This is a genomic window from Microbulbifer mixtoriginis (SeqCode) (assembly GCF_052467515.1).
Map to the genome: position 1 here is coordinate 1,269,947 of NZ_CP174314.1, position 16,439 is coordinate 1,286,385.

Annotated in this window: 21 protein-coding genes; 15 read left to right on the forward strand and 6 right to left on the reverse strand. The window is 49.1% G+C overall.

What is annotated here, in order from left to right; all coding sequences use genetic code 11:
- Positions 1 to 8: 8 nt before the first annotated feature.
- Entirely contained in the window at positions 9 to 623 is a 615-nt protein-coding gene (locus ACJJIT_RS05420) for a LemA family protein (protein WP_444900221.1), read from the reverse strand.
- Between the two features lie 86 nt (positions 624 to 709).
- Here ACJJIT_RS05420 and ACJJIT_RS05425 point away from each other — a divergent pair, with 86 nt between their 5' ends.
- From ACJJIT_RS05425 to ACJJIT_RS05465, 9 genes are all read left to right on the forward strand, one after another.
- Entirely contained in the window at positions 710 to 1,246 is a 537-nt protein-coding gene (locus ACJJIT_RS05425) for a YaeQ family protein (RefSeq protein WP_444900222.1), read from the forward strand.
- Positions 1,247 to 1,260: 14 nt separating this feature from the next.
- Entirely contained in the window at positions 1,261 to 1,743 is a 483-nt protein-coding gene (locus ACJJIT_RS05430; protein ID WP_252082598.1) for a YajQ family cyclic di-GMP-binding protein, read from the forward strand.
- An 11-nt stretch (positions 1,744 to 1,754) separates the two neighbouring features.
- Positions 1,755 to 2,690, forward strand: coding sequence for an esterase-like activity of phytase family protein (locus ACJJIT_RS05435; RefSeq protein WP_444900223.1), 936 nt, complete (start codon positions 1,755 to 1,757; stop codon positions 2,688 to 2,690).
- Between the two features lie 353 nt (positions 2,691 to 3,043).
- Entirely contained in the window at positions 3,044 to 3,979 is a 936-nt protein-coding gene (locus tag ACJJIT_RS05440) for a hypothetical protein (RefSeq protein ID WP_444884208.1), read from the forward strand.
- A complete protein-coding gene (locus ACJJIT_RS05445; protein WP_444900224.1) occupies positions 3,980 to 4,570 on the forward strand; it encodes a uracil-DNA glycosylase family protein in 591 nt (196 codons plus the stop codon).
- Between the two features lie 2 nt (positions 4,571 to 4,572).
- Entirely contained in the window at positions 4,573 to 5,295 is a 723-nt protein-coding gene (ung, locus tag ACJJIT_RS05450) for a uracil-DNA glycosylase (protein ID WP_252082592.1), read from the forward strand.
- 333 nt (positions 5,296 to 5,628) lie between these two features.
- Positions 5,629 to 6,135, forward strand: coding sequence for a hypothetical protein (locus ACJJIT_RS05455; RefSeq protein ID WP_444900225.1), 507 nt, complete (start codon positions 5,629 to 5,631; stop codon positions 6,133 to 6,135).
- Positions 6,093 to 7,034: an IS1595 family transposase gene (locus ACJJIT_RS05460; protein WP_444900226.1), complete on the forward strand. Its 942-nt coding sequence runs from the start codon at positions 6,093 to 6,095 to the stop codon at positions 7,032 to 7,034. The genes ACJJIT_RS05455 and ACJJIT_RS05460 overlap by 43 nt, the downstream gene beginning before the upstream one ends.
- A gap of 51 nt (positions 7,035 to 7,085) precedes the next feature.
- A complete protein-coding gene (locus ACJJIT_RS05465) occupies positions 7,086 to 7,478 on the forward strand; it encodes a hypothetical protein (RefSeq protein ID WP_444900227.1) in 393 nt (130 codons plus the stop codon).
- Between the two features lie 260 nt (positions 7,479 to 7,738).
- On the opposite strand, the gene ACJJIT_RS05470 is transcribed toward ACJJIT_RS05465, so the two are convergent.
- Positions 7,739 to 8,659 carry a LysR family transcriptional regulator gene (locus ACJJIT_RS05470; protein WP_444900228.1) on the reverse strand — a complete coding sequence of 307 codons (921 nt, stop codon included), beginning with the start codon at positions 8,657 to 8,659 and terminating at the stop codon, positions 7,739 to 7,741.
- Positions 8,660 to 8,743: 84 nt separating this feature from the next.
- On the opposite strand from ACJJIT_RS05470, the gene ACJJIT_RS05475 reads away from it, so the two are divergent.
- Together ACJJIT_RS05475 and ACJJIT_RS05480 are read left to right on the forward strand one after the other, a co-directional pair.
- Complete coding sequence (locus tag ACJJIT_RS05475) at positions 8,744 to 9,073, forward strand: SDR family NAD(P)-dependent oxidoreductase (RefSeq protein WP_444900229.1); 330 nt, start codon at positions 8,744 to 8,746, stop codon at positions 9,071 to 9,073.
- A 14-nt stretch (positions 9,074 to 9,087) separates the two neighbouring features.
- Positions 9,088 to 9,480 (forward strand): SDR family NAD(P)-dependent oxidoreductase, encoded by a 393-nt coding sequence (locus ACJJIT_RS05480; RefSeq protein ID WP_444900896.1) that lies wholly within the window; start codon positions 9,088 to 9,090, stop codon positions 9,478 to 9,480.
- 178 nt (positions 9,481 to 9,658) lie between these two features.
- On the opposite strand, the gene ACJJIT_RS05485 is transcribed toward ACJJIT_RS05480, so the two are convergent.
- The 3 genes from ACJJIT_RS05485 to ygfZ form a co-directional block, all read right to left on the reverse strand.
- Positions 9,659 to 10,222 (reverse strand): hypothetical protein, encoded by a 564-nt coding sequence (locus ACJJIT_RS05485; protein ID WP_444900230.1) that lies wholly within the window; start codon positions 10,220 to 10,222, stop codon positions 9,659 to 9,661.
- A 247-nt stretch (positions 10,223 to 10,469) separates the two neighbouring features.
- Positions 10,470 to 11,027 (reverse strand): hypothetical protein, encoded by a 558-nt coding sequence (locus tag ACJJIT_RS05490; RefSeq protein ID WP_444900231.1) that lies wholly within the window; start codon positions 11,025 to 11,027, stop codon positions 10,470 to 10,472.
- Positions 11,028 to 11,358: 331 nt separating this feature from the next.
- Positions 11,359 to 12,399: a CAF17-like 4Fe-4S cluster assembly/insertion protein YgfZ gene (gene ygfZ, locus ACJJIT_RS05495; protein WP_444900232.1), complete on the reverse strand. Its 1,041-nt coding sequence runs from the start codon at positions 12,397 to 12,399 to the stop codon at positions 11,359 to 11,361.
- 114 nt (positions 12,400 to 12,513) lie between these two features.
- On the opposite strand from ygfZ, the gene ACJJIT_RS05500 reads away from it, so the two are divergent.
- Both ACJJIT_RS05500 and ACJJIT_RS05505 read left to right on the forward strand, forming a co-directional pair.
- Entirely contained in the window at positions 12,514 to 12,759 is a 246-nt protein-coding gene (locus ACJJIT_RS05500) for an FAD assembly factor SdhE (RefSeq protein WP_444900233.1), read from the forward strand.
- Entirely contained in the window at positions 12,734 to 13,186 is a 453-nt protein-coding gene (locus ACJJIT_RS05505; RefSeq protein WP_444900234.1) for a protein YgfX, read from the forward strand. Before ACJJIT_RS05500 ends, ACJJIT_RS05505 begins: the two co-directional genes overlap by 26 nt.
- Positions 13,187 to 13,215: 29 nt before the next feature.
- Here ACJJIT_RS05505 and nadB read toward each other — a convergent pair whose 3' ends face one another.
- Complete coding sequence (gene nadB, locus ACJJIT_RS05510) at positions 13,216 to 14,823, reverse strand: L-aspartate oxidase (RefSeq protein WP_444900235.1); 1,608 nt, start codon at positions 14,821 to 14,823, stop codon at positions 13,216 to 13,218.
- Between the two features lie 178 nt (positions 14,824 to 15,001).
- Between nadB and rpoE the strand changes: the two genes are divergently transcribed.
- Both rpoE and ACJJIT_RS05520 read left to right on the forward strand, forming a co-directional pair.
- Positions 15,002 to 15,616 (forward strand): RNA polymerase sigma factor RpoE, encoded by a 615-nt coding sequence (gene rpoE / locus ACJJIT_RS05515; protein WP_226647383.1) that lies wholly within the window; start codon positions 15,002 to 15,004, stop codon positions 15,614 to 15,616.
- A gap of 117 nt (positions 15,617 to 15,733) precedes the next feature.
- Positions 15,734 to 16,438 carry a sigma-E factor negative regulatory protein gene (locus tag ACJJIT_RS05520; protein WP_252082571.1) on the forward strand — a complete coding sequence of 235 codons (705 nt, stop codon included), beginning with the start codon at positions 15,734 to 15,736 and terminating at the stop codon, positions 16,436 to 16,438.
- Position 16,439 lies beyond the last annotated feature (1 nt).

Below are 16,439 nucleotides of genomic sequence, written 5' to 3' on the forward strand. Positions count from 1 at the left end.
CCGGCGGCCTACTGGAAATTGACTTCCGGAGCCTTCTCGGCCTCTTCGCTAGTGGCCTGGAAGGTCTCCCTCAAGGACATATCTCGATATAGGAGTGCGTGCCAAATACGACCGGGAAAAGTGCGAATCTCACGGTTGTAGCGCTGCACTGCCTGGATATAATCCCGGCGCGAGACGCTGATGCGGTTTTCGGTGCCTTCTAGCTGGGATTGCAAGCTGAGAAAGTTTTGATTGGCTTTGAGGTTGGGGTAGCGTTCGACCACAAGCAGCAGCCGTGACAAGGCGCTGGAGAGTTGTGTCTGTGCGGCTTCGAACTGTTGTAATTTGGCCGGATCGTTGAGCAGGTTGCTGTCCAGCTGAAGTGAGTTCACCTTGGCGCGCGCCTCGGTTACGGCCTGAAGGGTTTCTCGCTCATGCCCGGCATAGGCTTGAACGGTTTTCACCAGGTTAGGCACTAGGTCTGCGCGACGCTGGTACTGGTTATCCACCTGAGCCCAGGCGGCTTTTACCTGTTCGTCATAGGTGGGGATATTGTTTACGCCGCAGCCACTGATGAGACTTGCCATCAGACACAGCATGGTGCAGCGCCAAATTGGCAGGCTGTTGCCGGTAGCAGAGGTCATGCGGAATATCCTTATTCTTCCGTAAACCAACCAAGAATAGTCCGCCTCAGTTGTAGTGCTGAAGGTGGCGTAGAGATGGAGCCGAAATGGCACTAAAAGCAACAATTTTCAAAGCCAAGGTGCAAATAGCCGATATGGACCGTGACTACTACGCGGAACACCAGCTGACCTTGGCGCGCCACCCTTCAGAAACAGATGAGCGTATGATGGTGCGCTTATTGGCGTTTGCACACAATGCATCCGATTTATTGGAGTTTACCCGAGGCCTCTCATCTGATGAGGAGGCGGATTTATGGCAAAAGAGCCTCAGTGGAGAAATCGACCTATGGATAGAAGTGGGTCTTCCAGCCGAGGAGCGCTTGCGCAAGGCCTGTAACCGTGCCGGGCGGGTTTTGGTATACAGTTACGGGCGTCGTGCCGCACCGATCTGGTGGCAAAAGCTGGAGAATCAGCTCGAACGTTTTGACAACCTTAGAATTTTCCATCTCGCTGCGGACACGACTGAGCAATTGGCGCAGATGGTTGAGCGCAATATGGATTTCAGTATCACCATTCAAGACGGCCATATTTGGTTGGCCGATAACGATCACAATACGGAGATTACTCCGCAAATCTGGAAATAGGAGCCGAGAATTTAATGCCTTCTTTTGACATTGTATCTGAAGTCGACAAGCACCAGCTGACTAACGCAGTGGATCAGGTAAACCGCACTGTTACCAATCGCTTTGACTTTAAAGGCGTGGATGCGGAAGTGGAGATGAGCGATTTCTCTCTGGTGGTCCGTGCCGAGGTAGATATGCAAGTAGACCAAATGGTGGATATGCTGCGTGGTGCCCTGATTAAGTGTGATATCGATCCGCTGGCTATGGATGTAGGTGAAAAAGAGCAGTCTGGTAAGCTGGTTAAAGTGGGAGTGACCCTAAAGAATGGCCTGGACAAAGAATTGTCAAAAAAAATCGTTAAGCTGATCAAAGATGAAAAGCTCAAGGTGCAAGCGGCTATTCAGGGTGAACAGGTGCGGGTTACCGGGAAAAAGCGCGATGATCTGCAACAGGTAATTGCCTTACTTCGTGGTAAGGAACTGGAACAGCCACTGCAATTTAATAACTTCCGCGATTAAATGGTTACACAGTGATCAAAAATTATCTCTCTGGCATTGCTATCGTGCTGTTCTCCCCCTTGCTGGCGGCAGTGGAGATTTCCCCCGCCAAGCTGCAAGCCAGCTATTGGGTGGATAATAGCGAAGGTCTGGATATTTCTGGCCTAAGCTTTTGTACTGGCAAGTTGCTGGCAGTTTCCGATAAGAATTCTAGAGAGGTTTACTCATTAGAGCTCAGCGAAGGTTCCGCCGATCTGGTGTCCTTTTTGCGTTTGAGCGGTCTAGGAGTGCCGGAACGTGACGAGCCTGTTAATGTCTGGGAGAGCTTTAAAGCGTTTTTCCGCCCCGCAGAAGATCTGGACTTTGAGGGCGTTAGTTGTGGTGAGAATCAGATCTTTCTGGTTAGTGAGCATTACAATCGCATTGCCGTGGTGGACCCAGAGGGGAATGCGCGCTGGCAAGAGCATATCTGGTCGGGTGAAGCCAAATCTCAAGGTTTCTTACAAAAGAGCAACGCTTCCAGTGAGGGCCTGGTAAAAGCTGGCGATACTTTCTGGGTGGCGATGGAGCGTGAGCCAAGGGGCCTGTTGAAGCTGGATTCAGATGGAGAAGCCAGCGCATTCACTTTGCCTCAGGTAGAAGGTTTAAATTTTGCTGATCGCTCTGAGGATTTAGCCGGCCTGGACTTCTTTAACGGCGCCCTCTATACCTTGGAGCGCAATGCGCACGCAGTTTGTCGCAGAGTATTGCCCAGTCTACGGGCGGAGTGGTGTCTAGATTATCGCTCGCTTGAAGAGTCTCCAGAGCGTGTTTATGAGGAAACCCGCTATGGAAAAGGTGAGGGATTGGCTGTGGGCGAGAAGGGCATTTTTGTGGTGCTGGACAATAACAATGTTGGCCGTGCGCAAGAGCCTGAAGATAAGCGCGCGTTACTGCTACACCTTGCAATGCCGGAAATGGCAAATTAATTGCAGATCTATTGGCACTATGCCGATAAATTTCGGCGTCACGTTTATTGCGCTCGGCGTCGAACTCTTTTCATTTCCTCTCCTTTTATTTGCCAACTTTTGGCTTGGGTTTAGTCTGCCTCCTAAATCGGGTATCGTATTATCCTCCTTGTAGCGCAAAAATTGTCGATGGGTATTATGGTGGCTATGCTATTTCCTAGTGATTAGCGATCTAGAGTATGTTGGCAGCGGCTTTATGGAGAGAGACTTTTCCATTTCTCTGAAAGGTAAACGGTGAATTAGAAGATCTAAGAATGCGCCAAATCACTAATTATCCTTTTAGTTCATTCATTTCTCGATGGATTGGAAAAATCGTGATCAAGCGAATTTTATTTTTCTTTATCAGTTTGTTGGTGCCTTCAGCGATGGCTGCTGACATTATTCCCGCTAAAAAAGTACAGCATTATTGGGTAAATGCCAGCGCAGGGTTGAGCCTCTCTGGTTTAACTTTTTGTGATGGCAGACTTCTTACTATCTCAGATAAAAAGTCAGAGAAAGTTTATCAGATCGTTTTAAAGGGTGTTCATGCCAAGCTGGAGCCCTTTGTCACACTCTCTGGTTTGAATGTTCCAAAGAAAGATCGGCCGACAAACGTATGGTACTTTTTATTGGATCTTACCCGACCGGCAGCGGCAATGGATTTTGAAGCTATCAGCTGTGTAGATAATAATTTGTATTTATTGAGTGAGCGCTACAACCGCATTGCCGAAGTTGATATGCAGGGGCAGGGCCGTTGGCTGGAAAATATGTGGTCGACCACAGCTAAGGCTCAGGGCTATATGCAGGGGTACAATCTATCAGGCGTAGGCTTACAGAAAGTTGGCGATGATTTTTGGATGGTGCTAGAGCGTGATCCCCGTGCTTTAGTTAAGCTTGGCCCTAAGGGGGGAGTGCAAATTTTTACACCGCCGGCTGTAGAGGGGCTAAATTTTCGCGGACAATCAGAGAACCTGGCGGGTTTGTCCTATTATGATGGCGCGCTGTTTACTCTGGAGCCCAATGCGTCTGCGGTATGTCGGAGAGAATTACCTAGCTTGAAGGCGCAGTGGTGCCTGGATTATTGGGAGCAAGAAAACTCCTCTGAATTGGGCTATGAAGTATCCCGCACTGGGGGCAAAGGCGATGGGTTGGCAGTGGGCGATACGGGCATTTTTATAGTGTTTGACAACGACAATATCAGCCGTATACATGACCCTCAAGATCGCAGGGCGCTTCTGTTACATCTAGCTTATCCCGAAGGGGCGCAATAGGTGGTCGTCGAGAAGTTACCAACCTTATTGGAGGAGATACGCGCTTGTCGTCTATGTGAGGATCACCTGCCACTGGGAGCTAATCCGGTGCTGCGAGCGGCAGAATCTGCTCGTTTGTTGATCATTGGTCAGGCGCCGGGAACTAAGGTTCATGCCACTAGTATCCCATGGAATGACCCCTCTGGTGATCGTCTGCGCGAGTGGCTGTCGATCGATAGGGATATCTTTTACGATGAATCCCAGATTGCCATTATTCCCATGGGCTTCTGTTATCCGGGGCGAGGTAAGGGAGGAGATTTGCCACCGCGCCCGGAGTGTGCTGTCACCTGGCATAAGCGCTTGCTGCAACAGCTACCTCACTTGCAACTCACGCTGTTGGTGGGACAATACGCCCAGCGACACTACCTGCCGCATTGGTATGGCAATATTACAGAGAATGTGCGCCATTACCGCGATGCCCTGCCCGCAGGGTATTTCCCTTTGCCCCACCCGAGCCCGCGCAACACACTTTGGCTGCGGCAAAGACCTTGGTTTGAAGAGGCTGTGGTGCCCGAGTTGCAAAAGTACGTAAAAAAGATTCTGAAGGTTTGATAATGCCGGTTCCGGAAAAAGTTAAGATTCACCCCTCCTGGTACGATGTGCTGAGCGAGGAATTCAAAAAGCCTTATATGGCGGAACTACGTCAGTTTCTGCGGGGAGAAAAAGAGGCTGGTAAGCGCATCTATCCACCTGGTGGGCAGATCTTTAATGCTTTCAACTCCACCCCATTTGATCAGGTGAAAGTGGTGATTTTGGGGCAGGACCCCTATCACGGGATAGGCCAGGCGCACGGTTTATGCTTTTCTGTGATGCCCGGCGTACGAATCCCGCCATCGTTACAAAATATTTACAAAGAATTGCACTCTGATATGGGGATACTTCCAGCGCACCACGGCTGCCTACAGCCCTGGGCAGAGCAAGGAGTGCTGCTACTCAATGCCACCCTCACTGTAGAGGACAGTAAAGCTGGTGCCCATCAGGGGCGCGGTTGGGAGCAGTTTACCGATGCCGCTATCCATAAGCTGGCAGAGCAGCGTGAAGGCCTAGTGTTTATACTCTGGGGTAGTTACGCACAGAAGAAAGGCGGTTTTATTGATCGTAATAAGCACCTGGTACTACGCGCCCCTCATCCATCCCCTCTCTCAGCGCATCGTGGTTTTTTTGGCACTAAGCCGTTCTCTCAAGCTAACCACTGGTTGCAGCAGCGAGGTGAAAAGCCCATTGAATGGGCCCTGCCAGAAGAAAATCAGTTAAAAAGAGTTGCTGTAGAAGTTTAATAGCTGCCCCCCTTCGATAAAAATCATCTCTAAAAATAAAAACCCAGCTTACGATCGTTAAGGGTAGGCTGGGCATATTAGGTCAATTAATCTAAGCAATATTTATAAGTGTTTAAGGTTATTCCTAGTAAAGTCTTGGTGCTGGTGTATTTAAGTGCCTGAAAGGTTCTCTCGCACAGATGGGGGTTATCTGCTTTTTTATAAACTGTCTATAATGATTTTGGCTGAAATGTTGCAGTTTTTTATCAGGGCTTATGAGAAGTTTAATCTCATATGTATGGCTAGTGCTGCGTGAAAGCTTTATGAGTCTGACGACTTAATTGGGGGGAGCCAATGCCGCTAATGCTGACGGACTTAGTCGATTCTATTTTGGATTTTCTCTCAGCGCCATTTGTGGAGGCCTTCCTCACTACAATTTTTATTGGTACTGGGGCGGCTCTAAAGAAAAAAATTGATACGAGTGCTTTTAGAAAGTTATGGGCTGATTTTTTTGGTGAGTCTGACTCTGAAATTCATGTGGTGCTTCCTCTAATAAAACAAAAAACACTTTTTTCTGATTTTGCCAATAGGCAAAGCCAGATTCCGGATAATGTGTTGTTTTTGCCTTATGATGAGGCTGTTGGGATGCAGCTTCTAAAAGAAGCTATTGAAAAAGCCTTTCCAAGGAAAAAAGTAATATGTCATGACTCTAGAAACTTCACTGGTGATCAAAAAAGTTTCCTAATTACCACTCTTGCTAAGTCAAGTTTAGCTGTATATAAATACAGCTATCTCGTTGATCTGCAAGGGGATGCACCATGGCTCGCAACAAGGTACAGTTTCAGAAGGGGATTAGTTTGATCCAATTCCTCAAAATGTACGGCAGCGAGGAACAGTGCTTCGATGCGCTGTCGCGATGGCGTTGGCCCAATGGCTTTAGTTGTCCTCACTGCGGACATGACAAGCATTGCGACCTCGCTTATCGCAAGCTTAAGCAATGTAACCGGTGTCGACGTCAGACATCGATTACCTCCCGTACGATTTTTGACTCTACGAAGCTCCCCCTCACCACCTGGTTTCTCGGTATCTTCCTGATTACTCAGGATAAGAAGGGTATTTCCTGTATGGAGCTATCTCGACATCTGGGCATCTCTTACAACGCAGCATGGCGTATGAAGCAGAAACTCATGCAAGTGATGATGGAGCGAGACCAGCGATACAAACTGTCCGGTTTTATTGAACTAGATGATGCCTATCTTGGTGGTGAGCGTACTGGATGCAAGCCGGGGCGCGGAGCCAAGGGTAAAACTCCCTTTGTAGCTGCCGTTGAAACAACCAAGGAGGGATGCCCAACCCGTATTAAGCTCTCAATTATCAAGGGCTTCAAAAGCAGTGAAATTTCAACCTGGAGTAAAAAGTCCCTTTGTAGTGGCAGCACAGTCATCTCAGATGGCCTTCCATGCTTCAATGCCATTAAGGAGGCCGGTTGTGTGCATGACAAAATTGTTTGTGGTGGTGGCCGAGCTTCTGTTGAAGAGCCTGAGTTCTATTGGGTAAATACGGTACTTGGTAATTTAAAGAGTGCGCTGCGTAGTACTTACCATTCTATTAGGCCGAAATATGCACAGCGCTATTTGGCAGAATTTCAATATCGCTTTAATCGGAGGTTTGATTTATCGGCACTCATTCCAAGACTGGTTTACGTCTCTCTTCGGACGCCGCCGATGCCGGAAAGGTTGCTAAAAATTGGCTTAGCATAAGTGGTAATTAGGAAAAGTTTTATTTGTATTGGGGGGGCAGCTGTAAATTCTGTGAGTCGTGATTTGTTGCTTACCAGGAAGTTAGATGCAAAATTCAAGATGGATTTTTTTGGTCGATCTGCTTTTGATGAGGTTGATGAGAGTGTTTATAGGTCGAATACATTAAAAGGATCAATTACCGAAGATTACGGATTTATCTTTTTTGCAGAAAATCCTTACCATAAAAATAGCTGTATATGCTTAGTTTTTGGTATATGGTCTCATGGGACTTATTCGGCTGTGCAGGCTTTGTGCCAGAAGGGGAAACCTTTAAAAGAGTTAGTCAGACACCTTAAAAACAATAAATCTTTATTTGCTGTCACAAAATCTACGGTTAGGGGGTTGGTGACAGGCTTTCCAACGGTGGAGAAGGTGAGAAGTATAGAGTCTTCCTGCCAGATCTAGGTATGTTGCATTTGGTTGATTTTGTTACTTGTTTTTAGCGAGGTAGGGTTACTGGGTGTTTCCCTGAGAAATCCTAAATGCAAAGAACTTTGCCTTTTGGGATTATGATTTTGGGCGGAGCCCTTTAAGGGCTTTTGTTGTTTTAATGTTACTTGAGATAAGGTTAAAAATTCAGCCTCGAATACTCTTAGGGAATACTCTGATGGCGATAAAGGTGAGGGGCGATTGGCGGTTGACCGTATAGGTTTCCCTTCATGCTGCTAGATGCTCCAATTAAATAAACTTTTTTCCTCTTTAAGAAAGTCTAACAATGCAGCGAGTTTCTTGGGTTTATTGAGTCCCTGGCGGTAAACGGCATGAATGTCCATTGGTGGAACATGCCAGTCTGGAAGAATATTAACGAGTGAGCCTTTGCCTAACTCTTCCATAATATTGTTGATTGGTAATTGCGCAATTCCCAGCCCATTGACTGCCGCATTTTTCAGGGCTGAAATATTAGCACAAAAGAAATTCCCATTAACGGGTAAAGTCATTGTCGATTGTTTAGAGGTTAGCGCCCACTCGGTATCTCCAGGGTTAAATTGAAATCTCAGGCAGTTATGGCTTATTAGGTCGCTGGGCTGCTGTGGTTTTCCCTGTGTGGTGAGATATTCAGGGCTGGCTACGAGAATTCGCGTTGAACTGCCAAGCTTTCTGGAAATCAGGCGCTCATCATGTATGTCGCCAACACGAAACGCGAGGTCAATGCCTTGGGAGAAGAGGTCTTCAAAGTCGTAAGTGAGGTTTAGGGAGACGGTAATTTTTGGCCAGCGCTTCAAAAAAGTGGGTAAAACTCTCTTGGAGAGAAATTCACCCAGGGCTGGCGGGGCTGAGATTCGCAATAAGCCTTGGACCTGCTGATCCATTACCAGCACATCATTTTGCATGGTTTTAAAGTCTTCTATCAAATGCAGAGCCCGGTCATAGGCAATAGCCCCCACTTCTGTCAGTGCAACACGCCGGGTGGTACGATCCAATAGTTTGGCTTTCAGGTGGGATTCCAGTCTTGAAACCTCCTTACTAACCGTTGACTTAGGAAGTTCTAGCTGATCTGCAGCCAGCGATAGGTTTAATGCCCTACAGACATGGACAAAAACAGATAAAGTTCTAAGGCTGATTGTTCCCAATTCACGAACATTCATTTTATTTTTATATAATTGTTTCTATTTCCTCGAATAATAGAATGCTCCTGTGTTTGAAGCAACCTAACTCACAGGAGATTTACCATGTCTAACGATCGAATTGCATTGATCACCGGTTCAAATCGAGGAATTGGTCTTGAGGCTGCCAAGCAGCTTTCTAACCAGGGAGTCAAAGTAATCCTGTCTGGTCGAGATAAAGCGAAATTGGAGGCCGTTCAAGCTACTTGGAATGGTGAGGTGGCACCAATTGATATTATTGAGCTGGATATTACCAAAGCTGAAGATAGGGCACGAGCTGCTCAAAAGATTGCGGAGCAATATGGTCGGCTGGATATTCTGGTGAATAATGCCGGTGTTATCGTTGAGGGGAGTGGGGCCAGAACAATAGTGAAACAGTTTCGCAGGAGGATCTGAACACCACTTTTAGCATTAACGTATTCGCTCAAATTGGTCTAACGCAAGATCTTCTGCCACTGCTAAAGAAGAGTAAAGCTGGCCGTATCGTGAACGTGAGTAGTATTCTGGGTTCTTTAGCTGTGAATGCTGACCAGAACTCTGGTTGGAGTGCAGTGAAGCCCTTCGCTTACAATGCGTCAAAGGCTGCGCTTAATATGTTTACAGTTTCTTTGAGCCAAAGTCTTGCAGATACTGGTATTAAGGTAAACAGCGCACACCCAGGTTGGGTTAAAACCGATTTGGGTACCAGCGCGGCGCCAATGGATGTGACCGAAGGGGCGAGAACTGTTGTGGAGCTTGCCTTGATTGATAGTGACGGCCCTAACGGTCAATTTATTCACCTTGGTGAAGAGCAGCCCTGGTAAATAGTTGAAGTTACAGCTGGGTAGTTCCCATAGATCCCGTATCTATCAATTGAAAAATAGGTATGGGGTCTTTGGTTCTTCAAATAGCTGTTGATTTTACTGTGAAGCAGATTCCTTAAGATCTTGGATCTACTAAAAAATAATTTTTCATGAATTATCCAGAGGCTTCCCGGTGTGGTTAACGGCGCCTCCTTGCACGCTCGCTATGAGGCTGGCTGGCTTCTTTCTTTTCAACGGACTTCCATAAAGGCCGCATTAAGAGCCTGGCAAAGGCGAAGCCGACAAAAAACAAATTACATATGTAAGCAAGAAAATACGGCCCAAACTCTCTTTCAAAAACTATCCCGGCTGCATTTAGAGTGCTTATGATGACAATGGAAGAAGCTATGCCAAAAAGTCCGTAGTAGGTGAATTTCATTATGGGGGAGACAAACTTAAAATGTCTTTTCTTCCACAGATAAGCAATAAACCCCATGGTGGCTATTCCCATAAGGCTGCTGCTGATAGACCAGACATGCTTAGCCTCGACATGAAAATTTAAAAGAATAAGTGAAAAAGCGGAGAGTAAGGCGCTACACAAGCTGATATAGACAATCATGGCGAGAGAGACGACATGCCCTCTGGAGATACTTTCCATTTTTCTTGACTGAAAAGTTGCAACCATAGCTGCAAAACCTGCCAGGATAATGGAGACTTCGATAATATGTAGCAGTTGTTCAATTTGTCCCGGCAGTGTATCCATCTTCCGCTGTTGCCCTGGGCAGAGATGTTATGTTGTGAGGGGGTTATCGGTGTGTAAAGGATAGTTTATGTTTTTTAGTAGCTTGCAGACTTTATAGGGTTTTATTCGTTTCTGTTACATGCCGAAATTTTCTATTGAGGGCTCTTGGTAAGGTAGGTACTTCTCGGTGGATGAAGTACGCTTGGTTGTTAAGGGCAATTTATATGTCCTTGAGAGTCGGGTGTGATTCTTATCTGTTTTGGTAGAGCTACCTTGTACCGGCTTGACTCTTTCTTGCATGTTGTTGTTCGTTTTCTATTACTACTGCCCATAGAGGTCGCATAAGCAGTCTAGTGAAGGCATAACCAACAATAAACAAATTAAAAACAAATGATAGGAAGTAGGGTCCGTATTCTTTGTTAAAGCCAAGTCCAAAGGCATTTAAGAGGTTGATAATTACCATGCACCCTGCGCCTCCAAAGAGCGCAAAGTAAATAATTTTCGCTACTTTGGAAACTGTCCTAAGGCGCTTTTTTATCCATAAATAAGTAATGGAGAAAGCGGTAGCCAAACTCATGGCAAAGCTGCTTGCAGACCATAAGGTTTGATCACTAATGCCAAAGTTTGCAAGTATTAGGGTGAAAGCGGCGAGGAGAGCATTAACTAGACTGATATAAATTATCATGGCGAGGGAGACAATTCTTCCCTTGGTGATTCTCCTGGTTTTCTTTGGCTGAAGGGTGCCTACGATTGCCGCGAAACCTGCCAGTACAACACAGGATTCAAGAGTAACGATAATCTGGCTCATCTCTTTCAGTGGAGTCATCCCTTTGCCTGTGTAAGTTTTGGGTATAGCAGAATAAGATTAGCGGAAAAAGGCAAAATATTTTTGTGGAAATAGCTGTAATTATTTGGTGTAAAAGTTACATGTCGTATTAGAAAAGCGCTTATTAATTAGTGGCCTGAATGTAAAAGCGGCGACGGGGAATATCACTTTGTGAATATTTTGCCTAATATCTGAGTGGATTATCAGGCCTATGGAGGCAATGGTTATAAATATTGCCTAAAGGCAGTGTGGGTCGGTGTTTCCTGCCTGAGACCGGTATGAACTGTATACCGGTCTATCTGCCAAAAGTGAATCAGCTGGGTAATTAGCTTTATGCTAAGGGGTCGGCATCAGCATCGTAGGGTAAATCTTGAATCTCCAGGGCGCGGCCATCTTTCAACTTTAAGGTTTCGCCGGCGGCAATTTTGGCAATTGTCAGTACGGCGAGCAATTCTATGCCTTCTTCGCTGTGGCAGGCTTCAACCAGATTGCCGATGCTTTGTTGTCCGTCGGCAAAGATTTCCAGTCCACTGGTTGGAAGATCACCACCCTCACATTTTGCACGGTACAGACGACGCTTGGCAGCACCACGGAACTGCATGCGGGCGACAACTTCCTGGCCGGTATAACATCCCTTTTTAAAACTCACACCGCCAAGTAGGTGCAGGTTAGTCATTTGTGGGATAAACATCTCAGAAGTGGTGGCATCAACCTGGGGGATGCCGGCTTCGATCTGCCCCTTTTGCCACTGGTCGTAACCTGTGGCTTCACTATGGGGAGAGAGTTTTTGCCAGAGTTGTTGTGTTTTATCGCTGGGGCTAAGCAGAGCCAATTGGAACTCATTGACCGATTGGGCGATACAGCGCTCGCCACTGAAATCGAAAGTCACTACCTGGCCTGGAGAAGGGGCCTCGAAGCCCAGTAGTTGTGCCGCCTGTTCCGCAACACCCTCTCCCTGTAGGCCTAGCCAATGGGAGTCATCGCTGATGTCGCTAAGTTCCGCCTTGAAAAATACGGCGTACTTCGCCAGCGCCTGCCGGGCGATTGGGGCGAGATTGCGGGGTAGGCGGAGTATAAATTCGCTCTGGGAGAGTTTAAGGGCACTAAAGGCACTGATCATGCGTCCCTTGGGGTTGCAGTGAGCACCCAGTGTGCTGTGCCCGTCGGGTAGATTTACAAGGTCGCAAGTGAGCTGGCCTTGCAGAAACTTCTGACTATCGGGGCCTACTACTGAAACGGCGCCCACGGGGCCGAGGTCGATAAGGTGTAAGCCCTGGCGGTCATCATTGCTGGTAAGGGGGAAGTGGGCCCTGCCGCCTTCCCAAATGGCGCCTTCGCTACTGAGAAAATCCTGCCACTGTTGCTGGTCCATAGTGTTGCCACCTCCGGTTGTCTTGGTGGCATTAATTGGGGATTACAGCGCCCTTTTTCAAGTTTGCTCAGCTAGCAGGTATACTGCGCACTTTAATCTGGTTGGAAATGAAGTATGGATCGCAACCGCCTGTTTTGGGCCAGCCGCCGCGGCATGTTGGAGTTAGATCTGGTGCTGCTGCCGTTTCTGGACAATATATACGAGACCCTGGAGCCCGATGATCAACAGCGTTATGTGCGACTGATGGACGAGCAGGACCAGGATCTGTTTGCCTGGTTCATGCGCCGTGAAGATCCGGCCGACCCGGAGCTATTGCGCATAGTACAGATCATCCGTGACAACACCGGTTTACAGCAGTAGACCGCCGCCTCAAATTTTTGAGCGCAGCGCACGCTTGAGCTGCGTGGTTGCGCGATCGCCTTTCCTTCTTCTCTTTTTATTGCTTGCCACAGGGCAGGCGGTAATGCTGTTGTGGTTGAGTGACCTCCCTTCCTGGCTTTTCTGGTCGGCACTGCTGCTTGTGTGCCTCTATACCTTTTTAGAAAAACGTCGCCTGGAGCGGATGTGCGGGATCTTATCAACCCGAGACCGTCGCTGGTTTTGGCGTGCTGAAAGTGGAGTGGAACGAGAATTTGAGTTTTGTGGTGAGCTGGTAGTGTGGCAGTGGTTGCTGGTAATCCGCGGACGTGATCAGATGGGCGCCTCTCTTTGCTTGGTTTTGGCGCGGGACGCGCTCGATCGGGACGACTGGCGCAGATTGCAAGTGGCTTTGCGCTATTCGCGCTAGGGTGGGCTCTGCCCACCCATCCCCTGTGTTCAGATAAATTGCCTCTGATTGGCGTAGTTTTCCGGTACCAGCACCGTATCCATGGCCAGCTCTCTGAGATCTGGATAATCGAGAGAGTAGTGCAGGCCCCGGCTCTCGCGGCGGTCCAGAGCCGAGCGGATGATCAAATCGGAAACCAAGGCCAGATTGCGTAGTTCCACTAGATCATTCGTGATGCGGTAATTGGCATAAAACTCGCGAATTTCCCGCTGCAGGAGTTTTACTCTGTGCTGAGCGCGCAACAGGCGCTTGCGGGTGCGCACGATTCCCACGTAGTCCCACATAAAGCGCCGCAGCTCATCCCAGTTGTGGGATATCACAACGTCTTCATCAGAGTCCGTAACTCGCGAGGCGTCCCACTCCGGCGCCTTGCGCGGTGCTTGCACCGAGTCAAGATGTTCGTCGATGTGTAAGGCCGCAGAACGGGCGTATACCAGGCATTCCAATAGGGAGTTACTAGCCAGGCGATTGGCGCCATGAAGGCCGGTAAAAGTGGTTTCCCCGATGGCATAGAGTTGGTCCAGGTCGGTGCAACCGTGTTTATCTACCATAATTCCACCGCAGGTATAGTGGGCGGCAGGCACCACCGGGATGGGCTCTTTGGTGATATCTATGCCGTATTTCAGGCAGTTGCTATACACGGTGGGGAAGTGCTCACGTACAAAGGTGGAATCTTTGTGGGAGATATCCAAATAGAGGCAGTCGGCACCAAGGCGTTTCATTTCGTGGTCAATGGCACGGGCGACGATGTCCCTGGGGGCTAGTTCACCGCGCTTATCAAAGCGTTCCATAAAGCGGCTGCCATCGGGCAGTTTCAACTGTGCTCCCTCGCCGCGCAGGGCTTCTGTAACCAGCAAGGCTTTAGCCTTGGGGTGGTAGAGGCAGGTGGGGTGGAATTGGTTGAATTCCATATTGGCCACCCGGCAGCCGGCGCGCCAAGCCATGGCAATGCCGTCGCCGCTGGCACCATCTGGATTACTGGTATACAGATAGGCCTTGCTGGCACCACCGGTGGCGAGGATCACCGCCTTGGCCTGCAATAGCTCGACTTCTTCAGTATTTTTATTCAGCACATAGGCGCCAGCACAGCGAAAACGCCCTTTCTCGGGGTCCGGTTGGCGTATTAAATCAATGGCGACGTGATGTTCAAAGCAGTCAATATTGGGGCTGTTGAGTACTTTCACCAGCAAGGTGCTATGTACGGCTTTGCCCGTGGCGTCGGCGCTGTGAATGATACGGCGATGGCTGTGCCCACCTTCTTTTGTCAGGTGGTAGACCTCGCCCTCGCGGGTGAAACTCACGCCCTGGTCAATCAGCCAGCGAATGGCTGCGGTGCTCTCTTCTACCGTGAAGCGCACAGACGATGGGTGGCAGAGTCCGGCACCCGCGTCTAATGTGTCTGCAATATGTGACTCCACCGAATCCATATCGTCTAACACTGCCGCGATGCCCCCCTGGGCGAACCAGGTGGAACCGTCCTGCAGACGCTGCTTGGAAAGCAAGGCTACGCGGTATTTGGCGGAGAGATGCAGGGCCAGGGTGAGGCCAGCGGCGCCGCTGCCGATGACGAGAACGTCGTAGTTTACCGGGGCATTCATAGATTTCATTTATCTTTAAGGGTCGCGTAGTATAGCGCCTCCTGATTATTCGTCGATTTGACGTGGAACTTATGTCCTATTGTCAGTGTCTTCAACACAGTAAAAGAAACGCCTGCGCCGGCAGCCCCTCAGTAAATCGTTGTGGTGCCCGCAGTGTGGCTGGATATGGGAGTTGGGGATGACAGCGCATCAGGCGTCAACGAGTGACCGTGAGCTGGTGGAGCGGGTTCAAAAGGGAGATAAACGCGCTTTTGACCTGTTAGTACTCAAGTATCAACACAAAATTGTTGCTGTGGTCAGCAGATTTATCAAGGACCACAGTGAGGTACAGGATGTCACTCAGGAGGCTTTTATTAAGGCCTACAGGGCGCTCGCCAATTTCCGTGGCGACAGCGCTTTTTACACATGGATGTACCGGATTGCGATTAATACCGCTAAAAATCATTTGGTTTCCCGTAGCCGCAGGCCCCCGTCTTCCGATGTGGATCTTGAGGATGCCGAGTTCTACTCCGGCGCCGATCTGTTGCGGGATAACGAAACACCTGAGAACCAGATGTTTCGTGACCAGCTTGAATCTGCGGTGCATCGCGCCATTCGCGCACTGCCAGAGGATCTGCGTTCAGCGGTTACGCTGAGAGAGCTAGAGGGACTGAGCTATGAGGAGATCGCCGAGGTAATGGGATGCCCGGTAGGCACAGTGCGTTCGAGAATTTTTCGTGCACGGGAAGCTATTGACCGGACAGTCCAGGCCGTGATGGCCGGTGAGCCGGAAACACTGGGTGACCGGGGTTAAAATTGCGGAAAATTTTCCCAACTGGGGAAACCAACCGCCGAGAGCCCGGTCTTATCTCATACCAACTATGGTGCGTGTGGGCACCGAATAAATGATTGCACAAGAGGGTTAACCCCTATGTCCCACGGGAATCATCAGGAACGTCTCAACGAGTCGCTCTCGGCGCTTATGGATGGCGAAGTCAGCGAGTTGGAGTTGCAGCGGCTGTTAAAAGCCTCTTCGGCTTCTGAAGAGTTGGGTGAGCGCTGGTCACGCTACCAACTTGCGGCGAGTGTAATGCGCCGCGAACAGGTTGCCCCTGTGAACAGCAGTCTCGCTGCAAACATCTCTGCGGCAATTGATCTCGAAGAGCCCTTGTCGCAAACGGGGAGTGGTGGTGCCGTGGCGGCCAATGGGTTGATCAATAACCGTTGGTGGCGTCCGCTTTCACGCGGTGCGGTAGCGGCCACTGTAGCATTTGCTGCAATCCTTGGGGTTCAACAGATTACCGATACACAGCAGAGTCCAGTACAGGGTCAGGGTGTGGAATTGATGGCGGAGGTTGAGCGCCCGGCACAGCCGGTAGTGCAATCTGCCCCGCAGCCGTCCGGTTTTTATGTGCCGGCACCATCTACTCGCTCAGTAAGCACAGCCACTCCGAGCTTTGTACCCGAGCAGCGTGGTGTGGTTGGCCAGCAGGTGATTCAGCAGGTGCCTACACCGGAGCTGATGCGCCATCTGAACCGCGTAATGATGCAACACTCAGAACAGGCCGCGCATGTCGGCAGCCAGGGCATGGTGCCTTTTGCCCGCGCGACCTACGGCGAACAAGTTGGTATGTAGC